The organism is Sphingomonas aquatilis, from assembly GCF_014196115.1.
Taxonomy (GTDB): domain Bacteria; phylum Pseudomonadota; class Alphaproteobacteria; order Sphingomonadales; family Sphingomonadaceae; genus Sphingomonas; species Sphingomonas aquatilis.
Genome location: NZ_JACIDB010000011.1, coordinates 60,835 through 78,961 on the forward strand (window position 1 = coordinate 60,835; position 18,127 = coordinate 78,961).

An 18,127-nucleotide genomic window follows, 5' to 3' on the forward strand; every position below is an offset into this window, starting at 1 on the left:
AGCGATGTGCACCAACTACCGCCGCACCAAGGGCTTCGATCAAGTCTGCGAGGAGTTCTACGAGACGCGCATCCCCGTACGCTTTCCCGAGCGTCATCAGGCACCCAATCTGGAGCCGCAGCCCGAGGTTCGTCCCACCAATCGCGCGGTCGTCTTGCGCGCGCAGGAGGACGGGGTTGCGCTGACCTGGATGCGCTGGGGATTGATCCCCTTCTTCCATAAGGGGCCGGTCAGCGGCTGGAAGGCTGCGACGTTCAATGCCCGTGCCGAGGGCGTGAAGACGGCGCCGTCGTTTCGCGATGCCTTCAAGCGACGCCGCTGCCTCATCGCTGCCGAAGGGTGGGTCGAGTGGAAGGGGGAGGGCAAGCCGAAACCCAAATTCTACGTCGCTCCGCGGGACGGCGCACCGATCTGCTTCGCCGGCCTGTGGGATCGGGCGAGGACGCAGGACGCGGGCGAGATCGAGAGCTTCACGATGGTGACGCAGCCGCCGGGCGCGCTGAGTGATCTCCATGACCGCGCGCCGGTTGTGTTGCGGCAGGAGGATTGGGCGCGTTGGCTCGATCTGGAGGCGCCGGTCGATGACCTGCTGACGACCGAGCCCGCCGATCTCTATAGCATCCGGCCGTTTCACGAGGTCACCGGCGGCCTGCTCTGAGGCCGTCAGGTAGTCAGCCGTCGGCCTCGTCGATCAGCTTCTGCACGCGGGCGATGGGGTTATCGTCGATCGGTCGGATCGTCTCGTCGCATCCCGGACAATCGATCGTCCGCGCGAGGCGAAGCGTCTTGAACGCGATGTTGAGTGTCCGACCGCACGCCGGGCATTCGGTTTGCGCGGCGATGTCATCGAGCTCGTGCGCCATCGCGCGACGATAGCCGGGATCAGCGGATCTGGTGAGCCGGTGAACCGCTCCACCGGGCCCGGGCGGGTTCGATGCCCGCCCGGGCCCTTGGTCGAGACGGGGAGGGGAGGGGGGCCTTTCAGCCCCCGGGATGTCAGGCAAAAGGGTCGTATTCGTTGACGATGATGTGCGAGCTGTCGTGATCTTCGGCGGTGATGACGGCGTATTGGGTGCCGATGGCGATGACCATGGTGGCGACCATGAGGCTGCGGGCGAGGCTGAGGGCGGATTTGCGGGCGATCCAGATGTCGTTGAACATGTCCGAGGCTCCTGTGAAGCCGACGGGGTTCATCCCCGCTCGACAGGCGCCCGACAGGACGGGGAGGGGCCGCGATCACTTTTTGCCGGCACGGCAAAAAGCCGTAGCGAAGCGCCCGGACCCTTCACGGGTTGATCGTACAAGGACCCGCACCGGCCCAAGGATTGCGCCTCCAAGAGCGGGGTGAACCTCGTCGGCCGGGAGCGTCGTGGCTGAAGCACTGGGCCGCCCTCGACGTCCACCACGTCGGCGATCCGGTCGCTCCCTTTCCTCGCGCGCCCACTCCGCGTGCCGCGATGGCAAGACCAGTGCTATGCGCCAGCGATCCTATTGCGCTCGACAGGCACAGCGCGCCGGTTGCCTGCGATCGGCCCCGTTGTGCGCCACTGCCTTCGTCAGCTGATCGTCACCCGGATGGGCCGAGACCCGTCAGGGGCTCGGTGGAGCGTCAAGCGGAATAGAGCGGCGGTCCCGGCGACAGCCGGGAGACGTCGACGATGTGTTCTGCTACGGGGACTGGAACAGCAGCGTCATACCTGCGGTGCGTTGCCGGTCGAGGTCGGATACTGATCCTTCGCACCGGGCAAGGGGAGGGGGTACCGCCGGCATGGGTGCCCCACCCGCCTGCAAAGCATCGATCAGTCGAAGCCCTCGCGCGGCGGCTGCGCGCTCGGCGGGACGTAGGTGGCATTCTTGACCGTCTCCTCGTGACGCAAAACCCAGTCGAGCGGACCGGTAGGCCAGAAGCGGGCCGGCGCGATGACGCGGCCATCGAACTCAAGCGGCGTCGCGTAGCGGGTGGCGACAGCGGCGAGCACGTTCAGGATGATGAGCGTCAGCAGCAGCCAGAGCAGGCTGCAGAGTGCTGTCCGGCCCATGCCGGTTGCGCCTCCGAACCAACCCAGGCCGCTCGTCATCGTGACCGCGAGGCCCTGCGCGGCGAGAAGGCCGACAATCCCCGCCGGCACCATCAGCTTGAGACGCAGGATCGCCGACCAGAATAGTCCGGCGATGAGGTGGGGCAGCAGCAACACGCCGATGCCGATGGCGATGAGCCGCGCATCGTCGGGAAGCGCTGCAAGGAAGGCAGGATCGAAACGCATCAGCGCAGCAGCCAGGACAAGCCCTGTGCCACGGCAGCGCGGGCACGTTCGCGCTTGCCGACAGGGGGGGGCGGTGCGGGAGCGGGATCTGCGTCAGGAAGGACGGAGGTTAGCGCCTGCTCTGAATAGTTCAGCACCAGCATGTTTCGGATACGCGCGGCGGGGAGGTAGATGGCGCCGCCAACCGGCTTTGCCTCCTCCACCACCAGTCCGGCAGCGACCGACGCGCCCGCATCGTCACGCCGCATCATCGAGCCCCAGCTGCGCGGCAAGCTGAGATGACCCTTCTCCTTGGGTTTGCCGCCGATCATGTAGATGAAGCGATTGGGCTCCGACAGGGTCAGCGCCTTGATCTCGCCGTCGTCCGACAGACGGATATCGGCGATCCCTCCCGCGTAGCCGAGGCCGCGACCGTCTTCGACCGCGTCGGTGAGGACATAGGCGAGCTGGAAATAGCCATGGTTCGTCGGATCGATGATGTGCTGGAATGCCCAGCCCTGGGTGTGGCTGTCGAGCCCGTCGAGCACCAGCGCCAATCCCCTGTGCCGGATCATGACGGCGACGAGATAGGACAGGAAGATGAGGATGAAGGCAAACTCGATCAGGCCGAGCGGCTCGCCCGGGCCGAGTTCGCGGGCATTGGGACCTGAGGTCGGGCGGATCATCAAACCGGCGACGACGCGATAAGGCGAGACCAGCCCAGGTCGTTCGGGCCCGCTGAGAATTGCGACGATCCCGTCGCACACGATCGCACCGAACAGATGCGCCGCGAGGCTGATGCCACCCGCCAGCGCGAGGCTGTTGAGCGCGGTAAGCGGTTGATCGGGCCGTCGTACGCCGTGGCGTCGGCCCAGATTGTTCCAGAAGATAAGCCCGGTGATGCCCGGGAGCAGCCACAGCAGCGCGGTAAGAAGGGAAAAAGTGAGGCTCAATGTGAGACGTTCAGCGTCGCGTGGTCTCGTTATTGGTTACCGCCTGGGGCGCGTCGACCGCGGTGCCTTCGCGACGGGTGCGCTCGGTCTGCGCCTGCGACAGGCGCCGAGCGAGCTGGAAATAGCCACCCGCAGCTGCGGCTGCGCGACCGATCGCGCGCTGCTGCCTGACGTTCGTGACGAGCATTGCATCATCTCCCGGCCGAGGGGTCTTGGCCGCTTGTGGTCAACATAACGCTCGAAACGGTAAAAAGGTAGAGTGCGGGATCACGTCATCGGCGCGAGCACGGTCCTTCGACCTGCCACTTGGGCATCGTGTCTCAACCGACAAAGGTTAGGAAGGGATGCCTGGCGCGAGGCAGCACGAAAGAGCCCGGGAGCCGAAGCTCCCGGGCCGCCCGCCCCGATCAGAAGGGGATGTCGTCGTCCTCATTGTCCTGCGCGGCGCCCTGCTGCTGCTGGCGGGACTTGCCGTAGGAGAGGAAGGTGACCTCGTCGGCGATAATTTCGACGCCGAACCGCTCGATGTCCTGTTGGTCGGTCCAGCGGGTGTAGTGGATCCGACCGCGCACCATCACCTTCTGGCCCTTCTCGACATATTCGGCGACGGTCTTGGCGACACCGTTGAAGCAGGTGATCCGGTGCCATTCGGTATCCTCGAGTCGGCGGCCGTTTTCCTTGAGGACCTTGCCCTCACTGTCGCGCTTCGGCCGCGAGGTCGCGAGGCTGAAGCTGGTGATCTTGGTGCCGCCCTGGGTGGTGCGGGTCTCGGGGGCGGCGCCGACGTTGCCGGCGAGGATGACGAGGTTCTGCATGTCGAGGTTCCTTTGTCCTGCTCGAGGGTTCGTTCCCTCGGCTGAACACCGTCAAAGACGGCCAGGCCGGTGGCTCCACCGGAGCGCGCAGACGCGAAGGGAAACCCCATGGCGAGGAGTGGTGCGGGCAGCCGCGAAGCGGCAACTCGGTCCGAAGCCATGCGGGTTGGAGCCGATGGACGGCCGGCTTAGGTCGTTCAGTGAGGAGAGGGGATGGACCCTCTTCAGGCAGTCGAGCGGAACCACGATATTCGTGAAACCGCATCCGGCCTGCGACCTCGCTGCCACCCCCGCCCCGGATTCGGGCGGCACCTTCGATCGTCGTTCCCCCACTGACCTGCGCTGCAATCGCATCGAGGGCTGGAGCGATCGAACGGTTGCGGGCCGAACCGGAGCAGCACCATCATCCTTCATACCAATGCATGTCGAGGCACGTTGCCGACAGGGGACGTCAGGGGCGAGCAGGGGGGCGCGGCTGCGAAACCGACCCTCCCAACGCCACAGGCATACGCGCCTTGGCCGAACCGCGCCCGAAGTCGAGAATGTTCCCTATACAACGACGCTCCGCGCAGCCTGGGGCGATCGAGCAACGAACGCGGACGTCTGATACCTCCTCTCGACAGGGGGTGGGAAGCCTGGTGCCGACCCCACGCGACGCCGGCTTCTCCGACGTCGGCGGCAGCCCGGTCTCTCCTATGAGCCCCGCCGATCAGTTGCGAGCAGACCTCAATACCCGGACCCGGGTTCGCCGAGCGGTCGGGCAGGCGACCTCCGCTCGACGATCCCCTGATCCGATGAACGGCTCGATCGCGCGGCCGAACCGGTCGGCGCGTGTCGAGGGGCGACAACCAACCGGCCGATGGCGCGCTCGCGCCCGCCGTCCGCAATCAGGCCGGCGTGACGGCGCCCTTCGCGCGGCGGGGCTTGCGCGCCGGCACGGCCGACGCCGCGGTCGTCTCGGCCGGTGTCTTGGGCTTGCGACCGAGGCCGATCTTCTTCGCCATGGCACGCCGCGCCTCGCTGTAGGCGGGCGCGACCATCGGATAGTCGGGCTTCAGCTTGTAGCGTGCGCGATACTCATCCGGGGTCAGGCCGTGCGTGGAGAGGTGCCGGCGCAAGGTCCGATAGGGCTTTCCGTCGATCATCGAGATGATGCGATCGGGTGAGGCCAGGGATTTGCGCACGGTGACGGCAGGAGCGTGATCGACCGCAGTGACTTCGACGGCGTCCTCTGAGGCTTCGCCGCTGACCAATTGCGTGATCGACGCGTAAATCGCTGTCAGAAAGGCGGGCACGGCCTCCGGATCGGCGCGCGTGTTCGGGTTCGATAGCCAGGCTGCGGTCACTTCGGTGGCGAGTTCGATCGTGTTCACAGTCTCGGTCATCCTGTCCCTTTCCGTCGTCCACCACAGGGTGGATGCGACGATCACGCAGCGCGCTCGGAAGAGATAATAGCATTGGTGCAGCGACGTGCCACTGATAACCGCTGATAACCGCTGTTGCGTGCGATGCGATGTCGATCGCGGAAAAGCGAAACGCCAAGGCTGCCGGACACCGCCAGGAAATGGGGACCAGCCCCCTCATAGCGAGGACCGCCGGCGCACCGGCGGTCCCGTCGTCGATCAGGCGCGACTGACCTCGCGCTTCTGATCGAGCGCGGCCGGGGGCGTCCCGAGCGGTCCCCGGCGGCCGACGACGCGGACGCCCGCTTTCTTGGCATCGATGACGAGGCGCTCGGTCACGCCATTGCCCTGAAAGGCGATGAGATAGCGCGGGCGGAGCGACAGCATCTGCTCGTTGCGACGAAAACCGGCGCGATCGCCGAGCTTGCGGTCGAGACCGAATCGAACCTGCTGGACGCCGTGCTGCTCGGCCCAGGACGCCGCGATGCGCTCGATCCCCTTCATGTCGCCGCCATGGACGAGGTACATGTCCCCGACCCGCTCGCGGACGGCGTTGAGCGTGCGCAGGAGATTGTCGCCGAACGTCTTCATGTCCCCGTCGCAGGTGAACGTCAGCCGGCCGCCGGCGAAGACGACGGGGGTTCCGACCGCGGTGTTGGCATCGCGGACGCGCTCACGCCGCGCGCGCAAGAACGCCTGACCATCGACGATTGCCGAGGTAACCCCCAGTGAGATGCGATTGCCGGTGGCGGGCACCCAGGATCGACCGGTCTCGCGCATGTAATGCGCCGCGGCAGTGTCGCGCATCTGCTCGTAGCAGCCGGCCGCCTCCTCGATCTTCTTCGCGAGCTCGACCTTCTCCTCAAGGTTCGTGCTGTTGATCTCGGAGCCGTCCTGCTCGGCGATCAGCAGTCTGATCTCGTCGGTAAGACGATCGATGGTGGCGTGCTTCTTCGCGGCCGCGCGGTGGAACAGGTTCACCAGGCCCCAGCCCAATTCCTCGATGTCGCGCTCCAGGGACGTGTTGAAGAGGGTCGCGAAGAGGTCGCTCCAGATCGCTGTCGTGGTCTGATCGAGGGCCTCGCTCGGGGGCGGTGCCATCCCGGGCAGTTCGTCGGAGCGCGGCTCGAGGTGGCCCAGTTCGAGAGCGGCGAGCGCCGCGGCGAGGGAGGTAGTCATGGCGACAGCCTTTCATTGCAGAGGCCGGCGGCCTTTTCCGCCGGATGCGCACCTCCTGGGACGCCGCACTAGAGCCCCACGCACCGCCGCTTCGCGGCGGGGAACCTGCGAAAGTCGGGGTGGCGCGGGCAGCCGTGGTACGCGGCAACACGGCCCGGCTTTCGCGGGTTGCGGGGGGATCGCGGGGGCCCATGTGCCGCATCCCTCCGGCGAAAAGGGCGCACGCGGAAGGTCCGCGAAAGGATGCTCGTCACGATCCCCTTCGACGTCATCGCCACGACTGGCCAGCGATGCCGCGCCATGTCGCGTCCGGTAGGAGCATCTCCCCGGCATCGTCGCGACCTAGCGAGGTGACTGGCCGCCTGGGCCCTCTTGCTCCTGCTGCGTCAGCGAGAGTGGCTGCGGATAGAACTACGCATCACTGCGGGGTCCGCCCCGCCAGATCCTCGGTCGGCGTGCTCCCGACCCGACAGCGAGTGGCGACGGTGGGAGATCCCTTCGACCGTAAGGGCGAGCCGCGACAAAAGAGCAGACGCATGCCGGCGCGCGCGGCACAGCCCCGCTAGTGCGCCGACGATCAGCCCTGTTGCCCGCGCCGTTCGTGCTTACGCGGACCTCGTGATCTCTCCCAAATCGTGCCGCTACGCGACCGCGCGCAACCTCGAACCGGCCGGCACCAAGGGAGGTCTGTTCGAACGCTGGAACGCGGAGGCGAATGAGCGAAAAGACTTGGGCGCGTCGATCGAGCCGTCACTGCAAGTCGGCTCGCAGGTACGGCGGTGAACCACGGAGCCGATGGCGGGCACAAGGCTTACCTGAACGTCGCAGGGGCGCAACGATGCTGCCTCACTGCAGATCGTGCGATAGAGGCACGGCGACCGACGTCTCGCGGCTCAAGTAGCGGCTGCTGGCATTACCGGACGATCTCCCTTAGCCTGATGTAACTTGTGGAGACGCAGGTCGGGGCGTGGAAACCTCGTGAGTGAGGGTCTGCTGACCATGCAGGGCGGCGCGTGAGCGTCGACCTCGCCGTGCGTCTGCCTGCCAGGCACGCGATATTTCCCCGACCCTGGTATTTGGGCCGAATTGGCGCGCTTCACGGACACGCCGATCTCGCGCTCAACGCTGGGACGCGGAGAGTGTGTTGGACGACACCAACGGTCACGAGGCCGGACAGGACGATACAGCGCTGCGGCGCGCCAGGGTGCAGCACCTGCTTCAAGAAGCACAGTCGCTTCTGATCGAAGCCGGAGCGAGATCCGCAAGCGTCTATCTTGAGCGCGCGATGGCGTGCATCGATGTCGACGTAGCGGATGACCCCACGCAGATCGCCGTTGCCGCAGCGATCATGCCGGGTGAATCCGCGCTGCGCCGTGCGATGGGCGGTGCCTTGACGATTGTCGGCACCCTATTGGCACGCAACGATATCGTCGCGCTCGACGAATTCGGCCGGTTGCTCGCGCTGTTCGGCGATGTGTCAGCGGTAGAGGACCCGGCAATGGGGTCCATCATCGATGGCTGGAGCGCGACGATCCGCCATGCCGCAGGCGAGGTCGAGCGCCCGATGAATGCGTAACGGTCAGCGCAGGGCGCGGCGCAAGTGACCTGGCTGATGGGAGTGCTCACCCTTGGCCGACGGCATGAGTGAGACACGATGCGTCCCCGATCGCACCAGTTGCTCTCCTAGGGACAGGACAACCGCCTTGAGGCGAGCGCTCGCGGAGCGCGTCGGCGGCACGATTGAAGTCCTCAAGCCAATTGCCGATCGGGACACGCTCGTCGACGGGGAGGGCGGCCTGCGCTTCTTGAAAGGCGATGAGGTCCGTCGGTGCTTCGCCAATGATCCGGTCGATCTCGTCGGGCGGCAGCAAGCCGCGCTCACGAATGAACTCGGTGATGCTGCCGGGGCGCGGCGTTGCTCCACGACGACCGAGCACGGGACGCCGCCAGAGCCCGTCGACATTGCGCAGCCGGGGCTTCGCCCGCGCTTCCATGAGAACGATGATCCGCAGTTCCGGGATGGCGAGTTCCATCACCTCGTCGGCCTTGATGCTGCCGCAGAAGAAGCAGCTCGACTTCGGTGGCAATGGCAAACCGGCGGCAGCGATCCGTCGCTCGCATGCCGAACGATCCCATCCCCATTCGCGCAGTGGATAGCGATAGGCATAGCGCGGATCCTCGCACTCCACGGCGTGTGCGTAGCGCTGCGGGTCACGCGGCGACGCGTCGTATCCGATCATCTTGACCACGCGTTCGCCAGCGTCCCAACATCGCCGTGCCGGCTCCCAGTCCGCAGTCCAAGCATCCTGGGCGCTTGCCTTCCACTTCTGTGAACAGGATCCCCGATTGAAGACCACCGACGGGAGCGTTGCGTTGGTCAGCATGTTCTCGGCGATCGTTGCATAGGGCGGCCAATGCTTGAAGTTGCGCGGCTGATAGCGAACGATCTCCGATGCGATGCCACGCTCGGCCATCCAGGCACGAAAGAGCGGAATGAAGGCATAGGTGCCGCGCTTCTCCGAGCCCGGATCGGCGAACAGGACCATGTCGATCGGCTCCTCTCGCCCGGCGAGTTCGATGATCATCGCGGTCGAGTCGACACCGGCACCCCATGCCACGACGACAGGTGGCCGGGTCATGGGAACTTTGCTCCAGCTGCGGTGAAGGTGACGTCGTTCGCCTCGAGCGCCGCGTCGACCTGATGATCGGCGGTCTGGAAGTCGTATTCGGCTTCGAGCCGGCGATAAAGCCAGCGCGCAAGGTCAAGAAGCGCCTCCGTGACATCGTCCTCAGCAGTCGGGGTCCCATCTTGTCCGTTCGGGCCGTCACGTTCGACGCTGATCGTCATCGAATATTCGTGACAGTAGCGACCCGTCTGCCGGATGGTGCCTTGCAACTGATACAGGTTGCGGCGCTGGATGGCGGCGAGCGCGTCGACGATGCGGTGAAGTTCAGGGTCGGCAGGCGCATAGGAGCGAATGGCGGCGCTCGACCCGCGCGCGTACCGATACTCGCCTTCGAAACTCGCGCCGTCGCCCTGACTGGCGAAGCCGGAAAAAAGGATGCGCGGCGCCGCCCGGGTTCCTCCTCCGTAGAGCCGGACCGGGCGGGTCGCGATCTCGACGCCGACGATGGCGCACACGTTCTCGAAGTCTTCGAAGACGCTCTCATGCCAATCGTCGGGAACCAGGTGATGGCGCGCCCAGGCACGCGCGGTGTCGCGGGCTGGCGGCTCAAGTTCCGCCGGTCGGAAGACCCGGGTGATGACCAGTTCAGGCATATCGTTCTCCTGACGCCGGATGCGACCGGCGATTGCATCGGCAAGAGGGTCAGGCGGCAGCCTCCAACGATGGCGGAAGCGCCCCGATCGACAGCGCGAGACGGCGCGCAAACGCGGGGGCGTCGAGCAATTCGGCGATGGGTGCGCGAAAAACCCTGCTCGACGGCTCGCCGCCACGGCAGCGATGGAAGGTGATCTCGCTGTCGGGCAGGAAGCTGCGCGGAACGACGCGGATGCCGATGTCGGGATGACGCAACTCGGTGACACCGTCGTCGTCATCGTCGCCGTCGATCGTCTGGACCCGGGCCTCGCCGGCGCCGAGCCCGATTTCGGCAGCAAGCTGTGCCACGGCGCGACGCGCTTGCGCATGGAAGGCGCGTTTGGCGGCGGGATCCCCGCCCACATGGTGTCCCGCGATCTCGAGAAGCGCTGGCGACGCCTCGATCGACGCCCGATCGATGACGCATCGCAGGCGTAGCGCTTCATCAGGACCCGCCATCGGCCGGATCACGCTGGCCAGGTTGCGGCTGAGAAGCAGGATTGCGGCGTCCTGCGCGATCGGCTTGCCGGCGCGGCGACAGTCGTCAGCGGCGGTGATGAGGGCGTGCAGCGCTGCGGGGAAGGTTTCCAGGCCCGAAGGATGAAGGGCTTGATGATGACGATAGGTCGTGTCGTAGAACATGGTTCAGCCTCCTGAGCGCGGATGCGCTCGCAAAGGCCGAAGGCGTCCTCTCCTCTTGTGCCGGCGGGTTCAACGCAGCCGGATGGGCGGCACGACGAAGTTCGCACCCTCGAAATACGCCAGCGCGGCCTCGAACGTGGCGAGGCGCTGAAGATGGTCTTCACCGATGACGACATAATCGTCCTCGTCGCATGGAAAGCGTGTTGGCTCGCCGCTCCCGGTGAAGACGAGGCGCTCAGCACCCCATTGTCCGGGGCAGGCGCCTGACCACCGGACGAAGGGCAGCGTCTCCCGAACGCAGAATGCCTCGAGCGCCTCGAACGCGCCGCGGGCGACTTCATGGGCCTTGAGGGTGAGGGACTTGCCGTCGACGAGCTCGGCGAGATGGAAGGGCGCGCCGTCCCAATCGGTCGAAAGGCCCTCGTGCCGAACGATGGACTCGAGTTCGGGCAGGGTGCTGCGATCGAGGACACCGCCGATCGTGATGGAGGCAGAAACGCGGTCAGTCATGGGACATCCTTTCTTGTGGGAGAGATGGGCGTCATGCCGTCCGGCCTGGGAAAGGGGGCGGTCGACCGGCGCAGAGTTCGATACGAGGCATTCATGCTATGGTGGGCCGGCCGGGTCGCCGAAGGCACCGGCGGGCAACCGCCAGGGATTCATCACGATCGGAAGGCGCCAGTGCTCGTCCTCGGCCTGGGAAAGCTCGTCGGGATGAACGAGCGCGGCAGAATAGGGGGAGCCACGATCCGCACGTGTTTCGACGTCAGCCGCGCGGTGGATGGTCTTGCCGCTGGCCGCCTCGCGCACCTTCACGCGCTGGAACGCGCGAGGGAAGACGTGACGCACGGTCGCCCATTGATCGGGCGAGCCGAAGATGCACGTTCGACACGACAGACGTCCCCAGCCAAGCGTGTACGCAGGGTGCGGACGGATCGACGAATCCGCAATTGCCTCCCAGACCCGTGCCTCGGTCCAGCCGTGGACGGGGCGCCAATGATCGACTGTGCGTCGCCTGCTCGACGTGCGATGCGGTTCAAAAGCCAGGTAATGCGCGCGGCAGGGGCTTTCGGCGGCGCGCTCGCCCGTCACGACCAGCGTGGCTCCATCGAGGAACCGGTCCTGGTTCCGGATGGCGGCCGCCAGGACATCGATCTTCAGCGATGGGCTGCACCAGCGAACACGAAGGTCAGCGCTGGTCTGCGGGAACAGACCGCGCGTGCCGATCGGGCCATTGCCCCCGGCGCGGCCGATACCGTCCGGGGTCTCGAACACGACCGGTGCGGTGGGTGCGCCCGACCGCTCGAGTTCGCGTGCAAAGCCACCCTCACGCCACGAGAAATAGACGCGAAGCCCAAGATGCTCGGCGATCGCGCGGACATATCCGGCGGTGCAGGGCCAATCCATAAAGCTCGCGCCGCCACCATCGACGTCATGATGATGGAGCTCGATCGCGTCCGCCGGCACGCCGAGGTGAAGGAGATGGAGAAGGGCGGCAAGGCTGTCCTTGCCACCGCTGAACGCCACGACGATGCGCCGGTAGGCGCGGAGGTCCGGACTGTCGGGCACGATCACGCCGCTTCACGATAAGGCTCGTCGGCATGGTCGAGGCGTCCGAGCCCGGTTGCACGTAGCAGAAATCCTGCTGCGGCTTCGGCCTTCGCCGCCGCGGTCATGATCGCCCGGGGCTCGCGTCGCAGCACGCGCAGCCATGCATCGACATAGCTGGCGTGATCGTCGAGGTGGGCGGTCGGAAGCTCGAGATCGGCGCCCAGCAGCGCCGATGTCATCTCGGCGCACAGTTCCTCAAAGGCGTAGGCGTCGTCGCCGAACTTCTTGCCGAAGGCACGGTCGAGGCGACTGGGATGACCGGTCCAGTGCCCGGCTTCATGGGCCAAGGTCGATGCCCAATAAGCCCGGGTGGAGAATTGCTCGGGCGGCGGCATGGTGATGCTGTCGGCCGTCGGATCGTAGAATGCGCGGTCGCCGCGGATGTGAACCGTGGCTGGCAGGCGTTCGACGAAGGTCTGGGCGCGGGATGGCAAGGCATCGGCCGGCGGCACGATAGAAAGCGGCGTGGGGTGAAACCGCTCGGGAAGGCCTTCGATCTGATCGGCGTTGAAGACAGCATAGCTGCGAAGGACACGTCGCAACTCGTCCGTCGTGACACCCGTCACGCTCGAGGCCACCGCTTTGCTGTAGGACTTGTAGAAGATCGCGATTTCGGATCGCTCGCCCTGCCGAACCTTACCGCCGAGAGCATCGGCCTGTTTGAAGGTCATCCACGTGCGCGAATGGTATCCGGCACCTTCCGCGACAAGCCACAGCCAGAAGCAATTGATCCCGCAGTAAGGCTCGCCGGTGACCCGGAGAGGACGACCGCCAAGGCCTGGGCGCCAGGGCTTCACCCAAGGTCTCACGCCAGCGTCCAGGCGATCGATGATGGCCGCCGTGATGATCTCGGCGGGGGAGGGGGCATCGGTGGTCTTGGCCACGGGTGGGCTCCTTGGCTTGGAAAAGGGGCGCTCGAGCGTCGGCGGGGGTTCGCATCCGGCACGACGCAGAGGCACGAAAAGGAGGGCGGTACTCCCGAGAGAGCACCGCCCTGAGGCTCCTCGAACATGCTGTCAGGCGTCAGGCGGCCTGGGGATAATCGTCGTCGACCGGTTCCTGTGTCGGCGCGTCACCAAGCGGGTTCGCACCGCTGTCCAGCTCGCTTCCATCCAGATCGTCACCGTCCAGCTCGTCACCGTCCGATCCGACGGCGTCACCGTCGTCAACGAAGGTCGAGCGCGCGGGTACGCGTTCCGGCCGTTCGACGTTGTCGAAGCGCATCGCCTCCGGAAGCCAGACCGTCGCCTTCTCGCGGATCTCCGCCTCGACGATCCCCTGTCCGTTGCAGAGTGCCGCGCAGGTGGCCGCCAATTCGCCCTTCTTGGCATCCTTGTAGCGCCCGCGCAGGATCGGGCCGCCGATCTCCTCCAGCGCGTCGAGCATGACGTCCTTCTTCACCCGGCCGAAGTAATTCTCGGCCGTGGGACGCCACAAGCACGCGACCTGGATATCGAGCAGACGGCCAAGATGATCGTGGAAACCGTTCGCGCGTGCGCCATCGGCAACGTTGAGCGTCGCCTCGAGGGTCTGCGCCACGGCAAACGCCACCCACGCGCCACGAGCATCGTCCGGCAGCGTTCGAAAAGCATCGAACCTCTCCGACATCGTGGTGTGCCCGACCCAGGTCGTGTCGAGATGCTGACGCTGATCCTCGATCGTCTGTGAGGCCATCGATGCTTCGTCACGAAAGGCGAAGATCGGAAATTGCGCGGGATCGGCACGCAGGGTCGAGTGATCGCGCACATAGCTGGTCGTGAAGACGAGGCTCTGGGCCATGAGGAAGATGGTCAGATCGAGCGCGATCATCGGATCGCTCGCGACGTGCGCAACGAGGATCTGGCGACGCTGGGTGGCTAGCTCCTCGATCAGCGTGGCGCTGAGCCGCGGGGACGGGTCCGCCACGGCGTCGTCACCGCTGCCGGTTTCGCCTGGTCCAGCGCCATTGCCGCTCGCAGCGCCACCCGCCCGGGGGTCAGCCAGCGGCTTTTCGCTGAACAGACGCGTGTGAACGCGGGCCTCGCCGTCACCGCCGATATAGACGAAGGTGCCCAAATTCGCTTTCACGCCCGGATCGATCGTCTTGCGGGCGGTGTCGATCTCCGCGATTTCGCGCTCGATCGTCTCAACGCGGTCGTTCGCCGCGTTCGCCTCGGGAGTGCCCTCGGCCAGATCGGTTTCCAGCGCCTCGATCAGCGCATCGTTCTCGAGGCCCAGCGCCTCGATCCGGGCTTGCTCTTCGTCGGTGAGGGGCCGAGCAACCGGGTGGAATTCGTGGAGCTGCCGCTCGACATCATAGGGGACGTGGGTGGCAGCGATCGGGGTCACGAACGCCAGACCCTGCGCGGCTGCGAGTTCCGCCGCGGCTGCCTCGAGCTTCTTGGTCGCCAAGTCCTCGAGGAGGTCGACGTCGGTCCAGTTCTCGTCGTCGGTGTCGAGCGCGAATAGATCGCCGTCGATACGGCCGCCCGCGGCGACATAGGCTTCCCGCCCAACGAAGCGCGCCTTGGCATCGTTTGGCCGCACGGTACCGTTGAGGATCGCGCGGCGAATGTTGTCGGGCTGCTTGCCGTAATAGGAATGCTTCATCTGCTCGAAGACCCGCGCCTGGCGATCGACGTCGGCGGTCACGGCGTACGCCTGCGCCACGCCGAGATCGATTTCGTCCGATCCAAGGGCCTCGAAGATGGCCGGCGCGAGGTCGGCGAGCCGCATGCGCTGCTCGACGAAACGAACGGTGACGGCCTGCTGGATCGCGACCTGTTCGACGGTCATGCCAAGCTGATCGATGAGATGCTTGAACGCGAGACAGTCGTCAGCCGGGTTCATCGGTACGCGCTGCCGGTTTTCCGCCAAGCTGGCGCCGACCGAAGCGGCATCATCAACCGACAGGACGAGCACGGGAACCTCGTGATCAGCCGCAAGTGCGCCGCGCCCGATGAGCAGCTGAATGGCGCGCAGCCGTCGACCGCCGGCCTTGACGGTGAAGGTGCCGGCCTTCTTGAGCGGCGTCACCACCAGATTTTGGAGGAGGCCGTTGGCAGCGATGCTGGCGGCGAGCTCCTCCAGGCCGACCTCCCGGCCACGCTTGCGCACATTGTCGTTCGAGAGCGAAAGGTTTTTGACCTTCACGGACTTGATCATCGGTCGTCTCCATCCGGAGTTGGCGCGCCGTCGACGACGTCGCGCGAGCCTGAACCTCAGGCCCACCAAGCCGAAGGCTCCCTCTCCTCCACTTCGATGGAACAGGACGACCGAGATGACGCACACAGTAGATGCGACGTGACGGCATCCCGCTCGTGCGTTCGAGACCTGCCCGGGAAGGTTCCTGTCAGAAATCAGCCAGCCAGCGGACGGCGTAAGCGTCCGGTCTTCTCCACCTTGCTGACGAGGTGATGCGCAAGCCACAGGTGCGGCACTGTGGCAGACACCGGTGCGGCATCATGGCGACGCGAATTATCGAGATGGTCGGGACTGAGCCGCGCCGGCGGTTCAGCGAAGATGACAAGGCACGGATCGTGTCGGAGGCGATGATGCCGGGTGCCAGCGTGCCGGAGGTGGCGCGGCGACACCGGGTGTGCACGTCGCTGGTGTATCGCTGGCGACGCACGCTGCTGCGCGACGGGGTGGCGAGCGAAGCATTGCCGTTGCCGGGGCCGGCATTCATTCCGGTCGAGGTGGCGGGCGCGCCCATGGTGCCGCATTCGGAGCCGCTCGGACCGGGTGTGGTGGAGGTGGTCGGCCCGGCCGGGCAGCGCATCCGCCTGGCACCTCCCATCGACGCGCGGGTGCTCAAGACCGTGCTGGCGGGGTTTGCTTGATCGGGCCGCCGGGCGGTGTCCGGGTGTATCTGGCGGCCGGGGTCACGGACATGCGCAAGGGCTTCGACGGGCTGGCCGCGCTGGTACAGCAGCGGCTGCGCCAGGATCCGTTTGGCGGTGCGGTGTACGCCTTCCGGGGCAAGCGTGGCGATCTGGTCAAGCTGCTGTGGTGGGATGGTCAGGGTCTCGTGCTCCATGCCAAGCGTCTGGAGCGGGGCCGGTTCACCTGGCCGGCGACTGCGGACGGTGTCGCGGTGCTGACCCCGGCGCAGTTGTCGATGCTGGTCGAAGGGGTGGACTGGCGGCATCCGATCCGGTCCTCGCAGCCGACCCTGGCCTGGTAAAAAAGCACGGTTTCCTGCGGCTTTCGCGTGTATCGGCACGGGGGTTCTGGTATAAGCGGGCGTGTCGCCCGATGCCGCCTCGCTGCCCGACGATATCGCCCTCCTGAAGGCCATGCTCGTTGCTGCCGGCGCCGAGTTGGAGCAGTTGCGGATGCAGGTCGCGCGGCTTCGGCGCATGGCCTTTGGCCGCTCCTCGGAGAAGCTGACGCACCAGGCTGACCAGCTGGAACTCGGGCTGGAAGAGCGTGAGGCGGAAGCCGCCATTGCGGCGATGCCGGCGACCACCCGGACACGGGAGGCCGCCAGGCCGTATCGACAGCCACTGCCCGACCATCTGCCCCGCACGGACGTCGTACATGAGGCACCGTGCGTCTGCCCCGACTGCGGTGGTGCCATGCGGCGCATGGGCGAGGACGTCACCGAGCAGCTCGACTATGTGCCCGCCTCGTTCCGGGTCGTGCGCCACGTCCGGCCGCGGCTCAGCTGCCGGTCATGCGAGCGCATCGTGCAGGCGCCGTTGCCGTCCATGCCCATCGAGCGGGGCCGGCCCGGTGCCGGGCTGCTCGCCCATGTGCTGGTGTCCAAATACGCCGACCATCTGCCGCTCTACCGCCAGTCGGGCATCTACGCGCGCCAGGGCGTCGACCTTGCCCGCTCCACGCTCGCCGACTGGGTCGGGCGCTCGGCCGCGCTCCTCGATCCGCTGGTCGACGCACTCGAGCGCCACGTTATGGGCGGCTCTACCCTCCACGCCGACGACACGCCCGTCCCGGTACTGGCCCCCGGCACCGGTCGCACCAGGACGGGCCGGCTGTGGACCTATGTCCGCGACGAGCGCGGGGCTGGCGGCGAGGCCCCGCCCGCCGTGCTGTTCCGCTACGCGCCCGACCGCAAGGGCGAACGACCCGCCGGGCATTTGCGGGCGTTCCAGGGCGATCTGCACGCCGATGGCTATGCCGGATTCGACCGCCTCTATGGCGACCGCATCGCAGAGGTGGCCTGCTGGGCGCATGTCAGGCGCAAGTTCTTCGACGTCCATGCCGCAACCGGGTCCGCCACGGCCCGCGAAGCGCTGAACCATATCGCCGGCCTCTATGCCGTCGAACGGGATGTGCGTGGTCAGCCCCCGGACGAGCGACGGCACGCGCGCCAGGCCAGGGCCGGACCGCTGCTCGATGCGTTCCGCCAGTGGCTCGACGCGACCGGACCGAAGCTGTCCCGGCGCTCCGACCTCGCGGTCGCCATCCGCTATGCGCTCACCCGCTGGCAGGCGCTGACCCGCTATGCCGACGATGGTCGCATCGAGATCGACAACAATGCCGCCGAGCGCTCGTTGCGCGGTATTGCCGTCGGTCGCAAGAACTGGCTGTTCGCCGGCTCCGACCAGGGCGGTCATCGCGCTGCCAGCATCTACAGCCTCGTGGAAACCGCCAGGCTCAACGGCGTCGACCCCGAGGCATGGCTGGCCGACACCATCAGCCGTATCGCCGACCATCCGGCCCGACGGGTCGCCGAACTGCTGCCGTGGAACTACCGGCCCGTTTGAGGTGACGCCGTCACCGGACGCTTACCGGACGGCAACGTGCCCCGAGACCGATCGCGCGTCTTGGATGGGACCGCAGATCGTGGTCGTCGCCGATGCGCTGCCCTTAGCCATTCGCGCGATCCAAGGAGGGGGCGTCACATATAGTGGACCCGAATATACGCTCTCATGACTGCCATCCGAGACGCTGGCCGAGTTTACCTTGTCGCTGGCCGCAAGACCAGCGTTCGCATTGACCTTGGCGGGTGTGCCG

Annotated in this window: 21 protein-coding genes; 6 read left to right on the top strand and 15 right to left on the bottom strand. The window is 66.5% G+C overall.

The window, feature by feature from the left end:
• Nucleotides 1–4: 4 nt before the first annotated feature.
• The gene (locus tag GGR47_RS16815) at nt 5–658 is read left to right on the top strand and encodes an SOS response-associated peptidase (protein WP_052814254.1); all 654 of its coding nucleotides are present in this window, start codon (nt 5–7) and stop codon (nt 656–658) included.
• Between the two features lie 13 nt (nt 659–671).
• Here the strand turns inward: GGR47_RS16815 and GGR47_RS16820 are convergent, their stop codons facing one another.
• The 8 genes from GGR47_RS16820 to GGR47_RS16855 form a co-directional block, all read right to left on the bottom strand.
• Nucleotides 672–863 (bottom strand): hypothetical protein, encoded by a 192-nt coding sequence (locus GGR47_RS16820; protein WP_061780314.1) that lies wholly within the window; start codon nt 861–863, stop codon nt 672–674.
• Between the two features lie 133 nt (nt 864–996).
• Nucleotides 997–1,161 (bottom strand): hypothetical protein, encoded by a 165-nt coding sequence (locus GGR47_RS16825; RefSeq protein ID WP_165800937.1) that lies wholly within the window; start codon nt 1,159–1,161, stop codon nt 997–999.
• 638 nt (nt 1,162–1,799) lie between these two features.
• Nucleotides 1,800–2,264 (bottom strand): hypothetical protein, encoded by a 465-nt coding sequence (locus GGR47_RS16830; protein WP_061780315.1) that lies wholly within the window; start codon nt 2,262–2,264, stop codon nt 1,800–1,802.
• Nucleotides 2,264–3,196, bottom strand: coding sequence for a hypothetical protein (locus GGR47_RS16835; protein ID WP_061780316.1), 933 nt, complete (start codon nt 3,194–3,196; stop codon nt 2,264–2,266). Before GGR47_RS16835 ends, GGR47_RS16830 begins: the two co-directional genes overlap by 1 nt.
• A gap of 10 nt (nt 3,197–3,206) precedes the next feature.
• A complete protein-coding gene (locus GGR47_RS16840; protein ID WP_156477747.1) occupies nt 3,207–3,383 on the bottom strand; it encodes a hypothetical protein in 177 nt (58 codons plus the stop codon).
• Between the two features lie 220 nt (nt 3,384–3,603).
• The gene (locus GGR47_RS16845; protein ID WP_043061323.1) at nt 3,604–4,011 is read right to left on the bottom strand and encodes a single-stranded DNA-binding protein; all 408 of its coding nucleotides are present in this window, start codon (nt 4,009–4,011) and stop codon (nt 3,604–3,606) included.
• Between the two features lie 887 nt (nt 4,012–4,898).
• Entirely contained in the window at nt 4,899–5,396 is a 498-nt protein-coding gene (locus GGR47_RS16850; protein ID WP_043061324.1) for a Ros/MucR family transcriptional regulator, read from the bottom strand.
• A 237-nt stretch (nt 5,397–5,633) separates the two neighbouring features.
• A complete protein-coding gene (locus GGR47_RS16855; RefSeq protein WP_061780317.1) occupies nt 5,634–6,593 on the bottom strand; it encodes a DUF2493 domain-containing protein in 960 nt (319 codons plus the stop codon).
• Nucleotides 6,594–7,211: 618 nt separating this feature from the next.
• On the opposite strand from GGR47_RS16855, the gene GGR47_RS16860 reads away from it, so the two are divergent.
• Together GGR47_RS16860 and GGR47_RS16865 are read left to right on the top strand one after the other, a co-directional pair.
• Nucleotides 7,212–7,376 carry a hypothetical protein gene (locus tag GGR47_RS16860; RefSeq protein WP_167509741.1) on the top strand — a complete coding sequence of 55 codons (165 nt, stop codon included), beginning with the start codon at nt 7,212–7,214 and terminating at the stop codon, nt 7,374–7,376.
• Nucleotides 7,377–7,737: 361 nt separating this feature from the next.
• Nucleotides 7,738–8,169, top strand: a complete 432-nt coding sequence (locus tag GGR47_RS16865) for a hypothetical protein (RefSeq protein WP_061780318.1) — start codon at nt 7,738–7,740, stop codon at nt 8,167–8,169.
• 46 nt (nt 8,170–8,215) lie between these two features.
• Here GGR47_RS16865 and GGR47_RS16870 read toward each other — a convergent pair whose 3' ends face one another.
• The 7 genes from GGR47_RS16870 to GGR47_RS16900 form a co-directional block, all read right to left on the bottom strand.
• Complete coding sequence (locus tag GGR47_RS16870) at nt 8,216–9,178, bottom strand: hypothetical protein (RefSeq protein ID WP_244305054.1); 963 nt, start codon at nt 9,176–9,178, stop codon at nt 8,216–8,218.
• 50 nt (nt 9,179–9,228) lie between these two features.
• A complete protein-coding gene (locus tag GGR47_RS16875) occupies nt 9,229–9,873 on the bottom strand; it encodes a hypothetical protein (protein WP_061780319.1) in 645 nt (214 codons plus the stop codon).
• 49 nt (nt 9,874–9,922) lie between these two features.
• Complete coding sequence (locus GGR47_RS16880) at nt 9,923–10,555, bottom strand: hypothetical protein (RefSeq protein WP_061780320.1); 633 nt, start codon at nt 10,553–10,555, stop codon at nt 9,923–9,925.
• Between the two features lie 69 nt (nt 10,556–10,624).
• On the bottom strand, nt 10,625–11,065 hold the full coding sequence (locus tag GGR47_RS16885; RefSeq protein ID WP_043061328.1) for a hypothetical protein: 441 nt from the start codon (nt 11,063–11,065) through the stop codon (nt 10,625–10,627).
• Nucleotides 11,066–11,161: 96 nt separating this feature from the next.
• Nucleotides 11,162–12,124, bottom strand: coding sequence for a phosphoadenosine phosphosulfate reductase domain-containing protein (locus GGR47_RS16890; protein ID WP_241769350.1), 963 nt, complete (start codon nt 12,122–12,124; stop codon nt 11,162–11,164).
• A 2-nt stretch (nt 12,125–12,126) separates the two neighbouring features.
• Complete coding sequence (locus tag GGR47_RS16895) at nt 12,127–13,050, bottom strand: ArdC family protein (protein ID WP_147036177.1); 924 nt, start codon at nt 13,048–13,050, stop codon at nt 12,127–12,129.
• Nucleotides 13,051–13,189: 139 nt separating this feature from the next.
• A complete protein-coding gene (locus GGR47_RS16900; protein WP_043061550.1) occupies nt 13,190–15,310 on the bottom strand; it encodes a ParB/RepB/Spo0J family partition protein in 2,121 nt (706 codons plus the stop codon).
• 299 nt (nt 15,311–15,609) lie between these two features.
• Between GGR47_RS16900 and tnpA the strand changes: the two genes are divergently transcribed.
• The 3 genes from tnpA (at nt 15,610) to tnpC (ending at nt 17,877) form a co-directional block, all read left to right on the top strand.
• Nucleotides 15,610–15,987, top strand: a complete 378-nt coding sequence (gene tnpA, locus GGR47_RS16905) for an IS66-like element accessory protein TnpA (RefSeq protein ID WP_167509740.1) — start codon at nt 15,610–15,612, stop codon at nt 15,985–15,987.
• Nucleotides 15,984–16,331 (top strand): IS66 family insertion sequence element accessory protein TnpB, encoded by a 348-nt coding sequence (gene tnpB / locus GGR47_RS16910; protein ID WP_147036175.1) that lies wholly within the window; start codon nt 15,984–15,986, stop codon nt 16,329–16,331. The genes tnpA and tnpB overlap by 4 nt, the downstream gene beginning before the upstream one ends.
• 112 nt (nt 16,332–16,443) lie before the next feature.
• Nucleotides 16,444–17,877: an IS66 family transposase gene (gene tnpC / locus GGR47_RS16915; RefSeq protein ID WP_147036178.1), complete on the top strand. Its 1,434-nt coding sequence runs from the start codon at nt 16,444–16,446 to the stop codon at nt 17,875–17,877.
• The last annotated feature ends 250 nt before the right edge of the window (nt 17,878–18,127 follow it).